The organism is Rhodococcus sp. 077-4 (assembly GCF_047782425.1).
Classification (GTDB): domain Bacteria; phylum Actinomycetota; class Actinomycetes; order Mycobacteriales; family Mycobacteriaceae; genus Rhodococcoides.
Window position 1 is genome coordinate 344912 of the sequence record NZ_JAJPWC010000002.1, and the last position, 21928, is coordinate 366839.

1 protein-coding gene is annotated in these 21928 nt (G+C 65.8%); it reads left to right on the forward strand.

What is annotated here, in order from left to right; translation table 11 throughout:
- The first annotated feature begins 52 nt into the window (after nt 1-52).
- On the forward strand, nt 53-21829 hold the full coding sequence (locus tag ACNEOT_RS10960; RefSeq protein ID WP_415974020.1) for a non-ribosomal peptide synthase/polyketide synthase: 21777 nt from the start codon (nt 53-55) through the stop codon (nt 21827-21829).
- The last annotated feature ends 99 nt before the right edge of the window (nt 21830-21928 follow it).

Here is a 21928-nt window from a genome sequence, read left to right on the forward strand (position 1 = left end):
GAATACCGAGCTCGCCGGTTGTGCACGTGGATCGATCAGGAGGAAAAGTTAGATGGCGGTAGGACGTCGAAGCGATGCAGCTCTGACGGTCGAGGACCTTCCGCGCTTGGTTCGGAGCGTCGCAGCGGTCGAACCAGATCGCATTGCACTCACGCACCTCGGTACGGAACTGACCTACGCCCGCCTGGACGAGGAGATCACCACCCTCGACGCGGCGATGGGGGGCGTCCTCGGCCCCGACGCGCTGGTCCCGGTCGTGTTGTCCAACACCGTTCCGGGCCTGATCGAGGCGACCGAGGGTGGTCTGGACGCGGTCGTGGCGACCGTCGTCACCGATGCCGTGTCGGTTCTCGGCGACGACGAATCGACAGCGAGCGCGGCAGAGCCCGAGGCGTCGACGCTGTACGCCCTGTTCGCCGATCAGGCCGAGCTCACTCCTGACGCACCTGCCCTCGTCTTCGGCGACGAGATCCGAACCTACGCCGAGTTCGCTGCTTCGGTCGAGCGACTTGCACGGGTGCTGATCGCACGCGGCGTGGGCCCGGATTCAACGGTGGGCCTGTCGATCCGTCGGTCGTTCGATCTGCTCGTGGGCATGTACGCCATCTCCGCTGCAGGCGGAGCGTACGTTCCCCTCGACCCGGATCATCCGGTCGAGCGCCTCGGATACGTTCTCGACACCGCGAACCCCGTCTTGGTCCTGACGACCACGAACGACCTCCCGCAGTTGCCCGAGGACACCGAGACCGTTCTCGTCGACGACGTCGACCTGACCGATGTGCCCGCTGGTCGGGTCACCGATGCGGATCGACGTGCCACCCTGGGCGAGGACGACCTCGCGTACGTCATCTTCACCTCCGGTTCGACGGGGCGTCCGAAGGGCGTGGCGGTGAGCCACCGCGCCATCGTCGCCAACATCTCCTGGCGTCAGCGGGAATACGCGATGAGCGCTGCCGATGTGGTGCTGCAGAAGACTCCGTTCACGTTCGACGTGTCGGTGTGGGAGTTCTTCTGGCCGTTGCAGATCGGTGCCACGCTCGTCATCGCCGAGCCCGAGGGCCACCGCGACCCGGCCTACCTCGCCCACATCATGGGCGAGCGCAGCGTGACCGTGACCCACTTCGTGCCGTCCATGCTCTCGGTGTACGTAGCCGAACCCACTGCTGCACAGGCTGATTCGCTTCGGATGGTATTCGCTTCTGGCGAGGCACTCCCGGCGCGCACCGTCAACGCGTTCCACGCGATCTCGAACGCGGAACTGCACAACCTCTACGGTCCCACCGAGGCTGCCGTCGACGTCACGTACTACCGAACCCAGCAGGTGGAGGACGCCTCCGTCCCCATCGGTGCTGCCGTCGACGACACCGATCTGTACGTGCTCGACGAGGGGCTGCGGCGATCGCCCCGTGGAGTCGAAGGTGAGCTCTATCTGGCGGGCGTACAACTCGCACGCGGTTACCTCGGACGTACCGACCTGACGGCCGATCGGTTCGTTGCCGACCCGTTCGGTGAGCCGGGAGACCGCATGTACCGCACCGGCGACTTGGTGCGCCGACGCTCCGACGGCCTGATCGAGTACATCGGCCGCACCGACTTTCAGGTCAAACTCCGTGGCCTACGTATCGAACTCGGTGAAATCGAACAAGCTCTCCTCGCTGAGCCCGAGGTGACGCAGGCGGCTGTGCTCGTTCGTTCCGACCACTCGCAGGCACACATGGGCGAGCAGCTCGTCGGCTATGTGGTCAGCGCCGAATCCGATGTCGATCACGACGTGCTCGCGGATGCGGTGCGCCGGCGCATGCCGGAGTACATGGTGCCGTCGGTGTTCGTCGTCCTGGACGAGTTTCCGCTGGGTGCCAGTGGCAAGCTCGACCGAAAGGCGTTGCCTGCCCCCGATTTCGCGTCACTGGTGCAGGAGTACCGCGCACCGAGCACCGACACCGAGGTGGCGTTGGTCGCGATCTTCGAGACCGTACTCGGCCTCGACCGCATCGGCGTCGACGACGACTTCTTCACCCTCGGTGGTAACTCTCTCAACGCAACCAGGGTCATCGCTCGGGTCAATGCCGAACGCGGTTCTTCCGTCGATGTGCGTGCGTTCTTCGACGCTCCGACCGTCGCCGAACTCGCGGCGGCAGTGGACGCGTCGGACTCGACCGGCCACCGAATTCCATTGACGGCGCAGCCGGATCACGACGATGTGCCGCTGTCGTTGGCTCAGCAACGCATGTGGTTCCTCAACCGCTTCGAGCCCGAGTCCGCGGTGAACAACATTCCGGTGGCCCTGACCCTGTCCGGGGCTTTGGACCTCACCGCGCTGCGGGCCGCGCTCGCCGACGTTCTCGATCGGCACGAATCGCTGCGGACCGTGTTCCCGGACCGAGACGGTGTCGGTTACCAGCACGTGCTCCAATCGGATTCGGCAACAGTCGACCTGGAGATCTCGGCAGCGGTGGCAGAAGACCTTCCCGCCACTCTGCTCGCGTTCGCTCTCCGCCCGTTCGACCTGTCGGTCCAGTTGCCCTTCCGTGCAGTGCTGCTCTCACTCTCGGACACCGAGCATGTCCTCGCGTTCGTGGTCCATCACATCGCCGCCGACGGATTCTCCATGGGACCGCTCACCCGGGACGTGGTGACGGCCTACGTCGCCCGCACCAACGGGCAAGCCCCGCAATGGACACCGCTCGAGGTGCAGTATGCGGACTTCACCCTCTGGCAGCGAACGGTTCTCGGCAGCGAGGACGACCCGGAATCCGTGTTGTCGGCTCAGCAGGACTACTGGCGCGGCCGACTCGGTGGAGCGCCCGATCAACTCGAACTGCCCACCGACCGGCCCCGCCCGGCAGTGGCCACGACCCGAGGCGGCACCTACAAGTTCGAGATAGATGCCGATCTGGTTCTCGCGCTCGAGAAGCTCGGCCGCGCGCACGGCGCTACCACCTTCATGGTCGTGCATGCCGCTCTGGCGATTCTGCTCGCCAAATTGTCGGCGAGCGAGGACATCTCGATCGGCACACCCGTTGCCGGACGTGGCGATGCCGTCCTCGACAACGTCATCGGCATGTTCGTCAACACCTTGGTCTTGCGTACCGTCGTCGAACCAGGCGCGACGTTCGAGGACTTCCTCCGCGAGGTCAGGGGAGTCGACCTCGCCGCGTTCTCGCACGCCGACGTGCCCTTCGAAAAACTGGTCGACGCGTTGGCTCCGGCCCGGTCGCAGGCCCGGCATCCGCTGTTCCAGGTCATGCTCACGTTCCAGAACCTCGACCAGACCTCCGTGGAGATCCCCGGCCTTCGGGTTGCCGCTCTGGACTACGAGGCCGATCTCGCCAAGTTCGACCTGCAGGTGACCTTGTGGAATTCGGTTGCAGCAGAGGGTGACCCGTCCGGGTTGACCGTAGCTCTGACCTATGCGGCCGACCTCTTCGACGAATCCACCATGGCCGAATTCGGTCGCCGGTTCGCGCGGATCCTGACCGCGGTCACCGACTCGCCCACGTCGGCGATCGGAGACATCCACCTGCTCGACGTGGCCGAACGTACGTCGATGCTCTCGCTCGGTGCCGGGGCAGCGTCCCGGATCGATTCGGCTGCAACACTGGTCGATCTGTTCGATCGTCGGGTGGTCGAGACCCCTGATGCGCAGGCGTTGGTGTTCGAGGGTGAGCGGTTGTCGTATGCGGAGTTCGCGGCGCGTGCCAATCGTCTTGCGCGGCATTTGGTGTCGGTCGGGGTGGGGCCTGATTCGCTGGTGGGGCTTGCGATCGGGCGAAGCCTGGATTTGTTCGTGGGTATGTATGCGATCGTGAAGGCCGGAGCCGGGTACGTTCCGATCGATCCGGCGCAGCCGGCTGATCGTAACGAGTACATCGTGGCTACGGCGGCGCCGGTTCGGGTGTTGTCGGTCTCGCGTGATCATGTGGAGTTCGCCGGTGTCGAGACGATTGATATCGATGTGCTCGATGTGTCGGGCTTGTCGTCGATGCCGTTGACCGATGCCGATCGTGTTGCGCCGCTGCGTTCTTCGAATATCGCGTATGTGATTTTCACGTCGGGTTCGACGGGTCGGCCGAAGGGTGTGGGGGTTTCGCACGAGGCGATCGTCAATCGTTTGTTGTGGATGCAGGCCGAGTACGGGTTGCGTGCCGAGGATGTGGTGTTGCAGAAGACGCCGTCGACGTTCGATGTGTCGGTGTGGGAGTTCTTCTGGGCGTTGCAGAATGGTGCGTCGGTGGTGGTCGCTGTTCCTGATGGTCATCGGGATCCTGTCTATCTGCTCGATGTGATTGCGCACGAACGTGTTTCGGTGGTGCACTTCGTACCGTCGATGATGTCGGTATTCGTGCCCGAGGCTCGGCGCGAGCCGAATGCTGCAGAGTCCCTTCGCCTGGTCTTCGCCTCGGGCGAGGCGCTACCTCCTGCGACGGCGCACGCATTGCGTCGCGCGCTGCCGCAAGTGTCGATTCACAACCTGTACGGCCCGACGGAGGCTGCGGTCGATGTGACCTATCACGCGGTCACCGATGCCGATACCGAGACCGTGCCCATCGGGTCCTCGGTGTGGAACACGGCCGTCTACGTTCTCGACTCGCACCTCGTACCGGTACCGGCAGGGGTGTCCGGCGAGCTCTATCTCGCGGGTGTCCAGCTGGCCCGAGGTTACGTGAGTCGCCCCGACCTGACCGCGGACCGCTTCGTTGCAGATCCGCTCGCGTCCGACGGTTCTCGGATGTACCGCACCGGTGACGTCGTGCGGTGGCTTCCCGATGGCGAACTGGAATACGTGGGTCGTTCGGACTTCCAGGTGAAGCTGCGCGGTCTGCGCATCGAGCTGGGCGAGATCGAATCGGCATTGCTGGAACTGCCCGGTATCGCGCAAGCAGTCGTGGTGGTCCGCCGAGATCAACTGGTGGCCTACGTCGTGTCCGCTGACGGATCGCTCGACGACAAGCAGGTCCTCGGGGCGCTGCGTGAACGTCTGGCGGAGTACATGGTTCCGGCCGCACTCGTCGAACTGGCCGAATTCCCCCTCGGCGCGAGTGGCAAGCTCGATCGAAAGGCGTTGCCCGATCCGCAGTTCGAGGCAACCGAGTACCGGGCTCCGACAAATCCGTTGGAGGAGATCGTCGCGAACGTGTTCGGTGCCGTTCTCGGTATCGACCGCATCGGCGTCGACGACGACTTCTTTGCGCTCGGCGGAAACTCACTCGTCGCAACTCGGGTCGCCTCGCGTTTGGGTGTCGAACTGCGAACGAGCGTGCCGGTCCGGGTGATGTTCGAGGCCAGTACCGTGGCGGCCCTCGCGGCAGCACTGGAAAGCCATGTCGGAAGCCGTACGTCGGCACCCCTGGAGCCGCAGGAGCGACCCGAGCAGATTCCGCTGTCCCTCGCGCAGCAGCGGATGTGGTTCCTGAACCGATTCGAGCCCGAGTCCGCCGTCAACAACATTCCGGTGGCCATACGGCTGTCCGGGTCACTGCATGTCACGGCGCTGCAGTCCGCTGTCACCGATGTGCTCGATCGTCACGAAGCCTTGCGCACCGTGTATCCGAGCGTGGACGGCACCGGACATCAGGTGGTTCTGCCCGCAGCAGCGGTCGCGCCGGACCTGACCCCGACCGCCTCCACGGCCGAAGACGTGCTCGGCGACCTGATCGCGTTCGCGTCCGAGGGCTTCGACGTGACCGAGTCGGCTCCGTTGCGCGCCAAGCTGTTTCGAATCGCCGACGACGAGTACGTGCTCGTTTTCGTGGTGCACCACATCAGTGCCGACGGTTGGTCCATGGGGCCGCTGACCCGTGACATCATGACTGCCTACGTGGCCAGAGTCTCGGGAGATTCTCCAGCGTGGACCCCGCTCGAGGTGCAGTACGCCGACTTCGCAGTGTGGCAGCGCGCAGTTCTGGGCGACGACACCGAACCGGGCAGCCTCATGGCTACGCAGGCCGACTACTGGCGAACTGCGTTGGCGGATCTGCCGAGTGAGCTGACGTTGCCGTACGACCGGCCGCGTCCGGCCGTGCAGTCCTACGCGGGCGGGCGATTCCAGTTCGATATCGATGCCGATCTGCATGCGTCGCTCACCGAGCTTGCCAAGTCGACCGGAACGACGTTGTTCATGGTCGTGCACAGCGCCCTCGCACTGTTCTTGGCGCGGATGTCGACATCCGACGACGTCGCCGTTGGTACTGCCGTGGCCGGACGCGGCGAGGCAGTGCTCGACGATGTCATCGGCATGTTCGTCAATACGCTCGTGCTCCGCACGAAAGTCGACCGGAGCCGCGGCTTCACCGAGCTTCTGGCCCAGGTTCGCGACGTCGACCTCGAGGCGTTCGCGCACGCGGACATTCCGTTCGAGCGGTTGGTCGATCTGCTCGAGCCAGAGCGGTCGACGGCGCGCCACCCGCTGTTCCAGGTAGCGATCGCCTTCGAGAACCTCCCACCGAGTCACTTCGAGCTACCGGGGCTCACGGTCTCCGCCGTGGACGTCGAGGTCGATACCGCCAAGTTCGACCTGTCGCTGACCCTGCACGAGAAGCCCGACGGTGCCGGTCTTGCGGCCAGCTTCGTCTACGCGCGAGACCTGTTCGACGAGAACATGATCGAAGTGTTCTCGCAACGATTCCAATGGTTGCTCGACGCGGTCGTCGCCACACCGGACGTTCCGGTCGGCGACCTGACCATTCTCTACGACGAGGAATACGACCGCCTCACGCACGTGCACGGTGACGACGTGTTGGCCGGCGGCACCCTGGCCGAGATCCTCACGGCCGGAGCGGCCCTCGACCCGTCGGCCGTCGCGATCAGGTACGAGGGTCGGTCGATTTCCTACGCCGAGCTCGACGCGACCTCCTCACAGCTCGCGCGTGTGCTCATCGACCGTGGTGTCGGACCCGAATCAGTTGTGGCACTGGGATTCCAACGCTCCTACCTCATGGTTTTGGCGGTGTGGGCCGTGGCGAAGTCGGGTGCGGCGTACCTTCCCGTCGATCCCACGTATCCGCAGGACCGAATCGGACACATGATCGCGGACTCCGGTGCCGTGCTGGGTCTGACCACTCGCGCACACTCGGATGCGCTTGTCGCCGGACACCCGAGTCTGCCGTGGTCGAGCCTCGACGACGACGCGATGGTCGAAGACGTGCGGTCGCGGTCGACGGAGCCCGTCGAAGACGCCGACAGGCTGCGGCCCTCGACGTTCCAGAACCCCGCGTACGTCATCTACACGTCCGGCTCCACGGGAAAGCCGAAGGGCGTCGTCGTCACGCATGCCGGTCTCGGTGGCGTTCTCGATGCTGCGACGGACCTGTACCACCTGTCGCCGCCTTCACGTTTCCTGCACGTCTGCTCGCCGAACTTCGATCCGTCGGTTCTGGAGTGGATGGCGGCGTTCTCGGTCGGTGCAACTCTGGTGATCGTGCCGTCGTCGATTCTCGGCGGCACCGAGCTGTCCGAGCTGCTGAAGGCGGAGAAGGTCACTCACGCCATCATCACCCCGGCAGTACTGGGAACGATGGACCCGCATGGCATCGATTCGCTCGAGGTGCTCTCGGTCGGCGGCGATGTGACCACTCCCGAACTGCTCGCCCGATGGGCACCGGGCCGGAAGTACTTCAACGGATACGGACCGACCGAGACGACCATCATCTCGAGCTTCGCCGAGCTGCTTCCGGGTGAGCCGATCACCATCGGTCGACCCATCCACGGAATGTCCGCACTGATCCTCGATTCCCGGCTCGAACCGGTGCCGACCGGAGTGCCGGGTGATCTCTATCTCTCGGGCGGCGCGCTGGCCCGCGGTTACCTCGGCAGGCCCGGTCTGTCCTCGGAACGCTTCGTGGCCAATCCGTACGGCGTCGACGGCGGCCGGATGTACCGCACCGGTGACGTGGTGCGGTGGACGGACGATTTGCAGCTGCAGTTCGTCGGACGCACCGATTTCCAGGTGAAGGTGCGCGGTTTCCGAATCGAGCTCGGCGAGATCGACTCGGCGCTCGCCGCAGACCCCGGCGTCGACTTCGCAGTGACGGTAGGGCATCTGCTGCCCTCGGGCGTGACGACCCTGGTGTCGTACGTGCTGCCTATGCGTGGCAGCGTGATCGATGTCGAGGAACTCGCCGCGTTCATCGGAAAGTCTCTGCCGGGCTACATGATTCCGGCGTCCATCGTCGTTCTCGATGCGATTCCGCTGACCCCGGTAGGCAAGCTCGACCGGGCCGCCCTGCCTGCCCCGGTGTTCGAGGCTCGCGAATTCAGAGCCCCGACCACGGCGGTCGAGGAGACCGTCGCGGGCGTGTTCGCCGGCGTGCTCGGGATGGACCGGGTGGGAGTCGACGACGACTTCTTCGCACTCGGCGGCAACTCGCTGATCGCAACGCAGGTGGTGTCGCGACTCGGGGCGGCTCTGGACACCGTGGTGCCGGTACGGGCCCTGTTCGAGAGCCCGACCGTGGCGTCGCTGGCAGCACACGTGGAATCGGCCGTCGGATCCGGTGCCAGGGCAGCCCTGGTGCCGAGGCCGCGCCCCGAACGCCCGCCTCTGTCTTCGGCTCAGCAGCGCTACTGGTTCCTGAATCAATTCGACACCACGTCGTCGGTCGACAACATTCCGTTCGCGGTGCGATTGTCGGGAGATCTCGACGTCGGTGCGTTGCAGTCTGCGGTTCTCGATGTGCTCGAACGGCACGAATCACTGCGGACGCGTTACCCCGACTCTCCTGTCGGTCCGTACCAGCACGTACTCCCGGCCTCCGAGGTCACCCTGGACCTGGCCGTCCGCGACCTCTCCGGTGGGGTGGAGCAGGCCGATGTTCTCGCGGTCGTCGGAGATTTCTTCCGACGCGGCTTCGACGTCACCAGCGAGGTGCCCGTCGATGCCCGACTGTTCCGCGTGGGCGAGGCCGAGTACGTCCTGGCTTTCGTCGTACACCACGTTTCGGCGGACGGGGCCTCGATGGGCCCGTTGGCAGTGGACATCATGACCGCCTATACAGCGCGGTCGGCCGGTAGCGCACCGGATTGGGAGCCGCTTCCCGTCCAGTACGTCGACTTCGCGCTGTGGCAGCGGGACGTGCTCGGCTCCGAGTCCGATCCCGATTCGGTTGCCGCACAGCAAGTCTCGTACTGGAAGCATGCCCTGTCCGAACTGCCGGACCAGCTGGCGCTGCCCACCGATCGCCCCCGGCCACCGAGCCAGAGCTTTCGGGGCGACACGGTGCGCTTCACCGTCGACGCAGGAGTGCACGAGGGTCTCGCCGAGCTCGCACGCGCACAACACGCCACGTTGTTCATGGTCGTGCACTCGGCGTTCGCGGTGTTTCTCGCCAAGCTCTCCGGTTCCGAGGACATCGCCATCGGTACCCCCATCGCCGGACGCGGCGAACGCGCTCTCGATCCCATGATCGGCATGTTCGTCAACACGCTGGTGTTCCGGTCGACGGTCGAGCCGTCGATGACGTTCGGGGAACTGCTCGCGCAATCGCGTGAACGCGACCTGTCGGCATTCGCGCATGCGGACGTGCCGTTCGAGCGCCTCGTCGAGGTGCTCAATCCGGTGCGTTCGACCGCCCGCAACCCGTTGTTCCAGATCGGCCTGAGCTTCCAGAATCTCGCCGACTCGACGTTCGAGCTTCCGGGATTGACGGTCGGTGCGGTGAACGCCGAGGCCACGACGGCCAAGACCGATCTGCAGCTGTCGGTATCGGACCAGTACGGCCCGGATGGTTCACCGGCCGAGCTGGAAGCCGAATTCAGTTACGCCACAGACCTGTTCGATCGTTCGACCATCGACAGTTTCGTCGAGCGGTTCGTCGAGGTCTTGCGCACCGTCGCGAACGACCCGTCCTTCGTCGTCGGGGACCTCGATGTCCTCACTGTGACAGAGCGCGGCACCATCCTGCGCGACTGGAACGACACCGCTCATCCGGTCGATTCCGAGCTGACCCTGGCGACACTGTTCGACCGTCGGGTGCAGGCGGACCCGGATGCGATCGCACTGATCGACGCACGAGAGACGTTGACCTACCGTGACTTCGACGCACGGATCAACCGGCTGGCGCGTGTTCTGATCGCCTCCGGTGTCGGTCCGCAGGTGAACGTGGCCCTGGCGATCCGCAGGTCCGTCGAGTTGCTGGTGGCGATGTACGCGGTCACCAAGGCCGGCGGTGCTTACGTGCCGGTCGATCCCGATCAGCCGGCCGAGCGGAACAGCTACATCCTCGAGGTCGCCGCTCCGAAACTGGTGCTGAGCACCAGCGATGTCGAGGTCGATGCAGGAGCGGTGCTGGTCGTGTCGATCGACACCGACGACAGGCTCGTCGGTTCGGACGCGGGGATGTCGGATGGTCCCGTCACCGACGCCGAGCGCACCGCGCCGCTACGTGCGGCGAACACCGCGTACGTCATCTTCACGTCCGGTTCGACCGGTCGACCCAAGGGCGTCGCGGTGAGCCACGGTGCCATCGTCAACCAATTGCTGTGGCAGAGAGATCATTACGGCATCGACAGGACGGACCGGGTGCTGCTCAAGACCGCGGCCACGTTCGACCTGTCCGTCTGGGAATTCTGGGTGGCCACCATCTCCGGTGGCGCCGTCGTGATCGCCGACGCCGGCGCACAGGGTGACGCGGACTATCTCGTGGACCTGATGGCCAGGGAATCGGTCACCACGCTGCACACCGTGCCCTCCGTGCTCGACGCCCTTGTCGCGGCGTCCGCGGGATCACTTCCGAAGAGCCTGAAGAGAATTCTGGCGATCGGTGAGGCGCTTCCGGTGGCGACCGCCCACCGGGCACTTCGCGGATCCACCGCGCGACTCGACAACTTGTACGGCCCGACGGAAGCCGCCGTATCGGTCACTGCGCATCGCGTGGTCGATACCGACGGCACCTCTGTGCCCATCGGTGGGCCCGAGTGGAACACCCGGGTCTACGTCCTGGACTCGCGCCTCGCACCGGTACCGGTCGGCGTGGCAGGTGAGCTCTATCTCGCGGGCGCACAGCTGGCCGACGGCTACGTGGCGCGGCCCGATCTGACAGCGGAGCGATTCGTAGCCGACCCGTTCACTCCGGGCGGACGGCTGTACCGCACCGGCGACCTGGTCACCTGGCGCAAGGACGGCGAACTCGAGTACGTCGGCCGTACCGACTTCCAGGTGAAGATCCGTGGATTCCGCATCGAACTCGGCGACATCGATGCCGCACTGGGATCGCTGGACGAGATCGGCGATGTCGCGGTGCTCGCTCTCGACGACACCCGACTCGGTGCACGCCTGGTGGCCTATGTCGTGCCCGCTGTCGACGCCACCGTGGACTCCGACGGGTTGCGCACAGCTCTGTCCGGACGGTTGCCGTCGTACATGATTCCGTCGGCTTTCGTGGTTCTCGATGCCTTGCCTCGCAACGCCAACGGAAAGTTGGATCGACAAGCGCTGCCGGATCCGCATTTCGAGACTGCCGAGTTCCGTGCCCCCACCACTCCGGTCGAAGAAGCAGTGGCGGCCGTGTTCGCCGACTTGCTCTCGGTGGAGCGGGTCGGTCTGGACGACGACTTCTTCGCGCTCGGCGGCAACTCGCTGATCGCGACCCAGGTTGTCTCCCGGCTGGGAGCGGCGCTCGACACCCAGGTGCCGGTGCGATCGATCTTCGAGTCACCGACGGTCTTCTCGCTCGCCCGTGCCGTCGAAACCAAGGTGGGCACCGGAGCGCGACGTGCGCTCACTGCACGCCCGCGTCCCGACGTGGTGCCGCTGTCGATGGCGCAACAGCGCATGTGGTTCCTGAGCCAATTCGATCCGGCCTCGGCCGTAAACAACATTCCTGTCGCAATTCGGTTGTCCGGCAACGTCGATGTCGACGCCTTGACGAGCGCGGTCCACGATGTGCTCGCGCGGCACGAGATACTGCGCACCGTCTACCCCGAGGTCGACGGACGCGGTAGCCAGGTGGTGCTCGGTACCGCCGAGGCCGGGGTGACGGTGCCCGTCGACGACGTCGATGCCGACTCCGTCGAACAGGTTCTCGGAAAGTTCGTCTCCACCGGATTCGACGTCACCCGTGGCGTTCCGGTTCGGATCCGAATCCTGCGGTTGAGCGAGTCCGAGCACGTGCTGGCATTCGTGGCGCACCACATCGCCGCGGACGGTTTCTCCATGGGGCCGCTGACTCGCGACGTCATGCTCGCCTACACCGCCCGAGCAGTGGGGGAGAGTCCGCAGTGGGCCCCTCTCGCCGTGCAATACGCGGACTACACGCTGTGGCAGCGCGAGGTCCTCGGTTCCGCGGACGACCCCGAGTCTGCACTGGCGGAGCAGCTCGAGTACTGGACGTCTGCTCTCTCGGGCGCGCCTGCCCAACTGGACCTCGCGACCGACCGACCGCGACCGGCCGCGGCGTCCTATCGTGGTGCGGCATACAACTTCTCGATCGACGCGGCGCTGCAGTCGAACATCGCCCGCGTCGCTCGATCCACCAACGCCACCAACTTCATGGTGGTGCACACCGCACTGGCCGTGTTGCTCTCGGCTATGGCGGGGACGGACGACGTCACGATCGGAACCCCGGTGGCCGGCCGCGGCGATGCCGATCTGGACGAACTCGTCGGCATGTTCGTCAACACGCTCGCGCTGCGAACCGGGGTGAACCCTGCGGCGTCGTTGCGGGACCAACTCGCGCTCGTCCGGGACACCGACCTCGGCGCGTTCGGTCACGCCGATGTGCCGTTCGAGCGGCTGGTCGACGAGCTGGCACCGGATCGGTCCCAGGCTCGGCACCCGATCTTCCAGGTCATGCTGACCTTCCAGAACCTCGAACGGCAGACCCTGACGCTGCCCGATCTGTCCGTCGAGGGAATCGATCTCGGCAGCGCGTTCGCCAAGTTCGACCTGCAGGTCACCCTGTGGGAGAACACCGACGAATCCGGCGCGCCGGCCGGCATCGACGTCCAATTCGACTACGCCACAGATCTGTTCGACGAGTCCACCATGAGCTCGCTCGCGCGGCGTTTCGTGCGCGTTCTCGATGCCTTGGTCGAGGATCCGGATCGGATCGTCGGTGACGTCGACATTCTAGAGGACGGTGAACGCACCCGCGTTCTGGACGAGTGGAACGACACGGCGCACGAGGTGGACGCTGCGTCGACCCTGGTGTCTCTCTTCGAGTCACGAGTCGCGGCGAGCCCGAGAAACATCGCAACGAGCTTCGGTGACCAACGGGTGACCTACCGCGAATTCTCGGACCGAGTGAACACTCTTGCGCGTGTCCTCATCGCCGAGGGTGTCGGCCCGGAAACCGTTGTGGCAACTGCTATGCGGCGATCGGTCGACATGCTGGTGGGCATCTACGCGGTTCTGACCGCGGGTGGGGCCTATGTGCCGATCGATCCGGATCTACCGGCCGAACGAATCGGGTACATCCTCGACACCGCCGCTCCGGTGGTCCTGCTCACCACCGAGCGCGACGGCACCTCTCTCGACAGCAGCGCCCTGGACTCCGACGTCCCCCGGATCCTTCTCGACACCGTCGACACCACGGGTCTGTCCGCAGCACCGGTGACGGACCGGGATCGGATCGCGCCGCTGCGGCCGACCGACATCGCCTACGTCATCTTCACCTCGGGTTCGACCGGCCGCCCCAAGGGTGTCGCGGTGAGCCACGAAGCAATCGTCAACCGACTGCTGTGGATGCAGGCGGAGTACACACTCACCGAGAACGACAAGGTGCTGCAGAAGACACCGGTCACCTTCGACGTATCGGTGTGGGAGCTTCTCTGGCCGTTGCAGATCGGTGCCGAGCTCGTGGTCGCCGAGCCCGACGGCCATCGGGACCCGACCTATCTGGTGAGCACGATCGCCGATCGAGGCATCACCGTCGCCCACTTCGTCCCGTCGCTGCTCGCGGTGTTCGCGACCGCCGAGGGCGTGTCGGACTGCACCGGTTTGCGTGCCGTGTTCGCCTCCGGTGAAGCACTACCCGCATCGGTCGCCTCGGCTCTGCGCACCGCACTGCCGAACACCGAACTGCACAACCTGTACGGCCCGACCGAGGCCGCAGTCGACGTCACCTACCACCGCGTGGTTCCGGCGGACAGCGCGTCGGTTCCCATCGGTGCTCCGGTGTGGAACACCCGCGTCACCGTGCTCGATGCCCGTCTGAATCCGGTTCCGGTCGGGGTTCCCGGGGAGCTGTATCTCGCCGGGGTCCAACTCGCGCGCGGATACCTGGGGCGCGCGGACCTCACCGCCGACCGGTTCGTGGCCGACCCGCACGGCGCTGTCGGCTCGCGGATGTACCGCACCGGAGACCTGGTTCGCTGGAACGCGGGCGGTGAGCTCGACTACCTCGGCCGCACCGACTTCCAGGTCAAGCTGCGCGGCCTGCGCATAGAACTGGGCGAGATCGAAGCTGCCCTGACCAGCCACACTTCCGTGGATCAGGCCGTGGTGCTCGTTCGGCAGACACCCTCGGCCGGTGAAATTCTGGTGGGCTACGTCGTGCCGACCGCCGGGGCGACGATCGACACCGACACGGTCACTGCTGCCGTGGCGGCATCGGTTCCCGAATACATGGTTCCCGCAGGCCTCGTGGTTCTCGACGCACTGCCGCTCGGCCCGAACGGCAAGCTCGACCGGCGAGCGCTACCCGAACCCGAATTCGGCAGCGATGCCGAATTCCGCACCGCCAGTACCGATACCGAGCGCGTCATCGCGGAGGTATTCGCGGACGTACTCGGGCTCGACGCCGTCGGTGTCGACGATTCGTTCTTCGCGCTCGGGGGCGACAGCATCGTCTCCATCCAGCTGGTCTCCCGCGCGAAGGCCAGGGGAATTCTATTCGGACCACGAGATGTGTTCGAGCGCAAGACCGTCGCGGGTCTGGCGGAGATCGCAGTCACCGTCGGCGAGGGCAGCGACGCCGTCGTGCTCGAGGAACTCGACGGCGGGGGAGTCGGCTGGATGCCGTTGCCGCCGTTCGGTGTTGCACTCATCGAGCGAGGCGGTGGCTGGTCGCGCTTCCATCAGGCCGTCACGCTCGAATTGCCGATCGGGATAGATCGAGCCGGAATTCGCGCGACGCTCGACGCCGTGATCGATCGACACGACGCGTTGCGCTCGACCCTGGTCCACGACGACCGCGGCTGGGGCCTCGAGGTCGCCGTACCCGGCAGCGTCGATGCAGGTTCGTTGCTGACCGAGACCGACACCGACTCCGCCGCAACGGCGTTCGACGCTGCCGTCGGAACACTCGACCCAGCGTCCGGGCACATGCTCGCCTTCGTCCGGGTCGATCACGGTCCCACCCGAGCGGGAACGCTCTCCGTCATCGCCCACCACCTCGTGATCGACGGAGTGTCCTGGCGAATCCTCGTGCCCGACTTCGTCTCCGCCTGGGCGCAGGTGTCCGCAGGAGCGGTGCCGGACCTGCCCGAGGTGGGAACCTCGATGCGGCGGTGGACCCACGCGTTGGTCGACGCCGCATCGAGCGAGTTACGTTTGGCGGAATTGCCACTGTGGCGTCGGATCGCCGACACCGAGGATCCCGTGCTCGGTGACCGTCCGTTCGATGTAGCGCTCGACGTCGTCGACACCGTCGAGCGGGTCGATGTCGAGCTGACACCCGAGGTCACCCGCACCCTGTCGACGACCGTGCCGGAGATCTTCCGTGGTGGCGTCGCCGACGGGTTGCTCGCCGGATTGGCGCTCGCAGTGACGAAACTGCGCGCAGAGCAGGGACTTTCGGTGCCGGCGACGCTGGTGCAGCTCGAAGGACACGGCCGCGAGGAAGCGGTGGTGCCGGGAGCCGATCTGGGACGCACCGTCGGATGGCTGACCAGCTTGTTCCCGGCGCGCCTCGACCTGACCGGTATCGACGTCGACGCCGCGTTCGCAGGGGGGCCGCAGCTGAGCGAGGCGGTCAAGGCCGTCAAGGAACAGATGCTCGCGCTGCCCGAGCGAGGAATGGGCTGGGGACTGTTGCGGTACCTCAACCCCGAGACGGCAGCCGAGCTCTCCGAACTCGGCACCGGCCAGATCAGCTTCAACTACCTCGGTCGCGTGAACACCGGCGAGGTTCCGGAGGAGATGAAGTCTCTCGGTTGGCTGCCTGCGGCCGACAACGAACTGTCGGCTGCCGGAGATGCCGACATGGCGGCGAACAAGACCGTCGACATCAACGCCATCGTGCTCGACACCGACGACGGCGGCGTGCTGAGCGCCTCGTTCGCATTCCCGGCCGGAGCAGTGGCCAGGGCAACCGTGGAACGGCTCGCCCAGCTGTGGTCGGACGCGCTGAATGCGCTCGCAGCTCACGCCGAGACCCCTGGCGCGGGTGGACTGACGCCGTCGGACCTTCCGCTGGTGCGGCTCTCGCAGCCCGACATCGCGTCGTTCGAGGCGAGATACCCGGCCCTGACGGACGTCTGGTCGCTGTCGCCGCTGCAACAGGGACTGCTCTTCCATGCCTTGTTCGCGGACGCGTCGATCGACGTCTACACGATGCAGGTGGTGCTGGACCTCGCGGGCGACGTGGACGACGATCGACTGCACCTCGCGGCTCAGACGCTGCTGGACCGGTACGACAATCTACGGACGTCCTTCACCGCGACCGCGGACGGCGAGACGGTGCAGATCGTCCAACAGGACGTCCGTCTGCCCTGGAGCACGATCGACCTGTCCCACCTCGACGGGCCCGAACGCGACGCTGCCGTCGCCGATGCACTGGCCGCGGACCAGCGACGTCAGTTCGACGTCTCCACCGCGCCTCTGCTGCGATTCCTGCTCGTTCGGATCACACCGACCACCTACAAACTCGCGATGACCAATCACCATGTGTTGCTCGATGGTTGGTCACTGCCGCTGGTGATGAAGGAACTGCTGTACCTGTACGCCACGCAGGGTTCCACTGAATCCATGCCTCGCGTGCGGTCGTACAGGTCGTTCCTGCAGTGGCTCGGCCAGCGTGACCCGGAGAAATCCCGGCAGGCATGGGCTCGCTCTCTCGACGGCATCGAGCAGTCGACTCTGCTGGCCTCGCCTACACCGGGCCGAGAGATCTCCACCCGTTCGGCGGAGGCCGAGATCCGAATGGACGCGCGAGCCACCGCGGCGTTGAATGCACTCGGCGGGCGCCTGGGCGTCACCGTCAACACGATGGTGCAGGCGGCGTACGGAATGTTGCTGGCGCAGATGACCGGTCGCGACGACGTGGTCTTCGGGGCCACCGTCTCGGGGAGACCGGCGGATCTGCCCGGTGTCGAGTCGATGATCGGGTTGTTCATCAACACCATCCCCGTGCGAGTGCGTCTCGACGCACACGACACCGTGGAGCAGTACTTGACCAGGCTTCAGGGTGAGCAGGCCGATCTGCTCGATCACCACCATGTGGGATTGGTGGACATCCAGCGAGAAGCGGGGCTGGGCAACCTGTTCGACACGCTGACGGTGTTCGAGTCGTACCCGGTGGACGAGGCGGAATTGGCCCAGCAGGCCGCATCGATCGACGGCATGACCGTCGAGGGCGTCGGGTCGAACGACAACACGCATTACCCGCTGACCCTGCTTGTGGTGGCGAACGAGGAAGTGACGCTGACGGCGAAGTACGTGAGCGACCTGTTCGACGTACGGTCGATCGAGTCGATTCTGTCGCGCATCGTCGCGGTTCTCGGCACCTTCGCCGCCGAGCCTGCGCGCCGGGTACTCGACATCGACCTGCTCGAGCCTGCGGAGCGCATGCGGATCCTTCACGAGTGGAACGACACCACTCGTGAGTTCGACTCCGCCGCAACGTTGGTGTCGATGTTCGGCGATCGAGTAGCGACATCACCGGATCTGGTCGCGGTCTCCTTCGAGGGTGAGCGGCTCACCTACGCGGAGTTCGCGGGCCGAGTGAACTCCCTGGCGCGACTGTTGATTCTCGAAGGCGTCGGGCCCGAGTCGATGGTGGCCATCGCGATGCGCAGATCGGTGGACCTGCTCGTCGGTGTCTACGCGGTGCTCACCGCGGGTGGGGCGTACGTCCCGGTCGACCCGGACCAACCGGCCGAACGCGTCGACTACATCCTGGACACCGCCGATCCCGTCGCGATCCTGACCACGCACGCGGATTCGGCTGCGGTGCAGCAGGTTTCGTCTGCAGCACCGCGAATCGAGGTCGACACCGTCGACCTCGGCGAATTCTCCACCGACCCGGTCGGCGACGCGGAGCGTCGTACCCCGCTGCGGCCGGCGGACGTGGCCTACGTGATCTTCACGTCGGGCTCGACCGGTAAACCCAAGGGTGTTGCGGTGACGCACGATGCCATCGTCAACCGCCTCGTCTGGATGCAAGAGGAGTACGGTCTCACCGCCGCTGACGTGGTGTTGCAGAAGACCCCGGTCACCTTCGACGTGTCCGTGTGGGAATTGTTCTGGCCGTTGCAGATCGGGGCCGAGCTGGCCATCGCGAAGCCGGACGGGCATCGCGATCCGGCCTACCTCGTCGAGACCGTCACCGAGCTGGCCGTGACCGTCGCGCACTTCGTGCCCTCGATGTTGGCCGTCTTCGCGACAGCGGACGGAGTGTCGCAGTGTTCGAGTCTGCGTATGCTGTTCGCTTCCGGCGAGGCCCTTCCGGTGTCGGTTGCCTCGGCCGTCGATACGGCACTGCCGAACACCGAACTGCACAATCTGTACGGGCCCACCGAGGCCGCAGTGGACGTGACCTATCACCGCGTCACCAACGACGAGGTCGGCGGTGTGCCGATCGGTGTCCCCGTTGCGAACACTCGGGTGACCGTGCTCGACGCGCGGCTGCGCCCGGTGCCGGTGGGTGTCGCGGGAGAGCTCTACCTCGCGGGCGTTCAGCTCGCCCGCGGATACCTCGGTCGAGTGGATCTGACCGCAGACCGCTTCGTGGCCGATCCGTACGGTTCACCGGGTACTCGCATGTACCGGACCGGAGACCTGGTTCGATGGAGCGTCGACGGCGAGCTGGAATACATCGGCCGCACCGACTTCCAGGTGAAATTGCGGGGCCTGCGCATCGAGCTCGGCGAGATCGAGGCTGCGTTGACAGGGCATCCCGATGTCGACCGATCGACGGTGCTGGTGAAGTCGACGACCGCGGGAGAAATCCTCGTCGGCTACGTCGTTCCCCGGTCCGGCGCGTCGTTGGACGTGCGCGAGCTGACCTCGTTCGTCGGGACCGGACTCCCGGGCTATATGGTGCCGGCGCAGATCATGGTGCTCGACGAGTTCCCGCTCAACGCCAGTGGCAAGCTGGATCGGAAAGCGTTGCCGGAGCCGGTGTTCGAGGTGCGCGAGTTCCGTGCGCCGGTCACAGCGACCGAGGTTGCCATCGCCGACGTGTTCGCCGAGGTGCTCGGCGTCGATCGAGTGGGACGCGACGACGATTTCTTCGCCCTCGGTGGCAACTCGCTCGCTGCCACCCGTGCAGCGGCCCGTCTCACCGCAGGGCTCGGCAAACAGGTCGGCGTGCGCGATCTGTTCGAGAACTCGACGGTCGCATCCCTGGCCGCAAACGCAGACCTGCAGGGTGAGGTTCATCGGGTACCCCTGCGTCGCAGGACCGGCAACGAACGAATACCGCTCTCGCTCGCACAGCAGCGAATGTGGGTGCTCAATCGACTCGACCCGGAGTCCGGCGCCTACAACATGCCCCTCGCCCTGCGACTGACCGGCGAGTTGGACGTTGCGGCGTTGCAATCCGCCGCTGCCTCGGCAATCGAGCGGCACGAGACCCTGCGCACCAGGTATCCCGAGGATGCCGACGGCGCGGCGTTCCAGGAGATCCTCGGTGTCGGTGCCACCATCCTCGATCTCGACCCGATCGACGCCTCGGACGAGGCGGACATCGCCGGTCGAGTACGCCGTCTCGTCTACGACGGATTCGACGTCACCGCCGCACCTCCGGTGCGCGGGGCATTGTTCCGGCTGGGAGGTGCCGTCGAGGGGCCGAGCGAATACGTCTTCGTCATCGTGATGCACCACATCAGCGGCGACGGCGCATCCATGGCCCCGTTGGCGCGCGACGTCATGACCGCCTATCTGGCTGCGTCGGCAGGTGCAGTCCCGTCTGTGCCACCGCTGGCGATCCAGTACGCCGACTACACGCTGTGGCAGCGTCAGGTGCTGGGTTCGGAAAACGATCCGGGTTCGGCGCTGCATCGGCAGATCGAGTTCTGGCGAAGCGAGCTCGCCGGCATCACCCCGGTGATCGCTCTGCCGTGGGATCGGCGCAGACCGGTGGAGCCCTCGCTGCGGGGTGGCAGCGTGAACGCGCATCTCGACGAGCCGACCTACCAGGCGTTCACGGACATCGCACGTGCGAACAGCGCAACACTGTTCATGGTTCTGCACAGCGTCCTTGCGGTGTTGTTGGCGAGAACGAGCGGGGCGCGGGACTTCGCCATCGGCACACCGATTGCCGGTAGAGGCGACGAGCAGCTCGACGACATCGTCGGAATGTTCGTCAACACGCTGGCGCTGCGAACCAGCGTCGACCCGAACTCGACGTTCGAGGAATTCGTGCGCAACGTTCGGGAAAGCGACCTACGGGCGTTCGGCAACGCGGACGTGCCGTTCGAGCACGTGGTCGACGCCATCGGACAGGACCGAAACCCAGGAGTCAGTCCGCTGTTCCAGACGGTGCTGTCCGTCGAACCATTGGGCGACGCGCGGTTCGAGTTGCCGGCCCTGACCGTCGAACCGCTCGCCGGTTTCGAGCCGACGGCCAAGTTCGACCTGCAGGTGACGGTGCAGACTCGGCCCTCGAGCGATGACGAGGGGGCAGTCGATCTTGCCGTCGAGTTCGCTTATGCCGCTGATCTTTTCGACGAATCGACCGTCTCCGCGATGGCCGACCGCTTCGTCAGGATAGCGGCGGCCGTCGCTGCGTCACCGGAAACGAGAGTCGGAGCTATCGACGATCTCGGTGACGACGAACGGGCAGCGTTGATCGCCTCGCCGACACCGGTCGGCGAGGCGGTCGGCACGGTCGCGGGTCGAACGTTGCCGCAGTTGTTCGCCGCGACGGTCGATGCCGATCCCGAGGCACCGGCGGTGGCTTCGGACGGAGAAGAAACGTCGTATTCGGAACTGGACCGCCGTTCGTCGCGGTTGGCTCGAGAACTGATCGATCGCGGGGTCGGACCGGACGTGACAGTCGCAGTCGTGATCGACGATCCAGTGGAGTCCGTCGTCGCTCGATGGGCCGTGGCCAAGGCCGGTGGCGCACTCGCTCCAGTGGACGACGTCGACAGTGCCGATCGGGTCGGCGTGACGATCGTGGTCGCAACCGGCGTCGAAGGGCAATGGGATCGAATGTCGACGGTCGTCGATCTCGACGACGCAGCCACCGCCGGGGCCGTGGCTGCCCGATCGGCGCGACCGATCACGTACAACGACCGGGCGTCTGTGCTCACAGCGGACAGCCCAGCTCTGGTCGTCGACCTCACGACCGGTGCTGTGGTGAGTCACGGAGCGCTCGCGGCAGCGGCCGTACGCGCCGTCGGTGCGTACGGCGTCGATTACGACTCCCGACTGGGTGTGCCGACCGCGAACAACTCTCCCGCTGCCTGGTTCGCCGGAGTTGTGGCCGCATCGGTGGGCGCAGTGCTGGTGGTCGACCGGGCCGACTCGGTAGACGACTCCGCCGATCTCGTTGTCGCCGAATGGCTGACCCATGCGTTCGTGACCGCGGCGGAGTCCGCCGCAGTGGCCGAGTTGGAATCGAGCGATCTCGAGGACCTGGTGGCACTCGTCATCATCGACGGCGATCTCGCGTCGTCCGGACGTCCTTCCGGGGTGTCGGTGCACGGCGCGCCGGAGTTCGGCTGAACCGAGCGGGTCGATAGACTTCGAATCCTGGCAACGACCGCCCGTACGGACCTCGGGCGTTCTTCGTGAGTGTCCCCGAGGCGGCTACGTGGAAGCGCC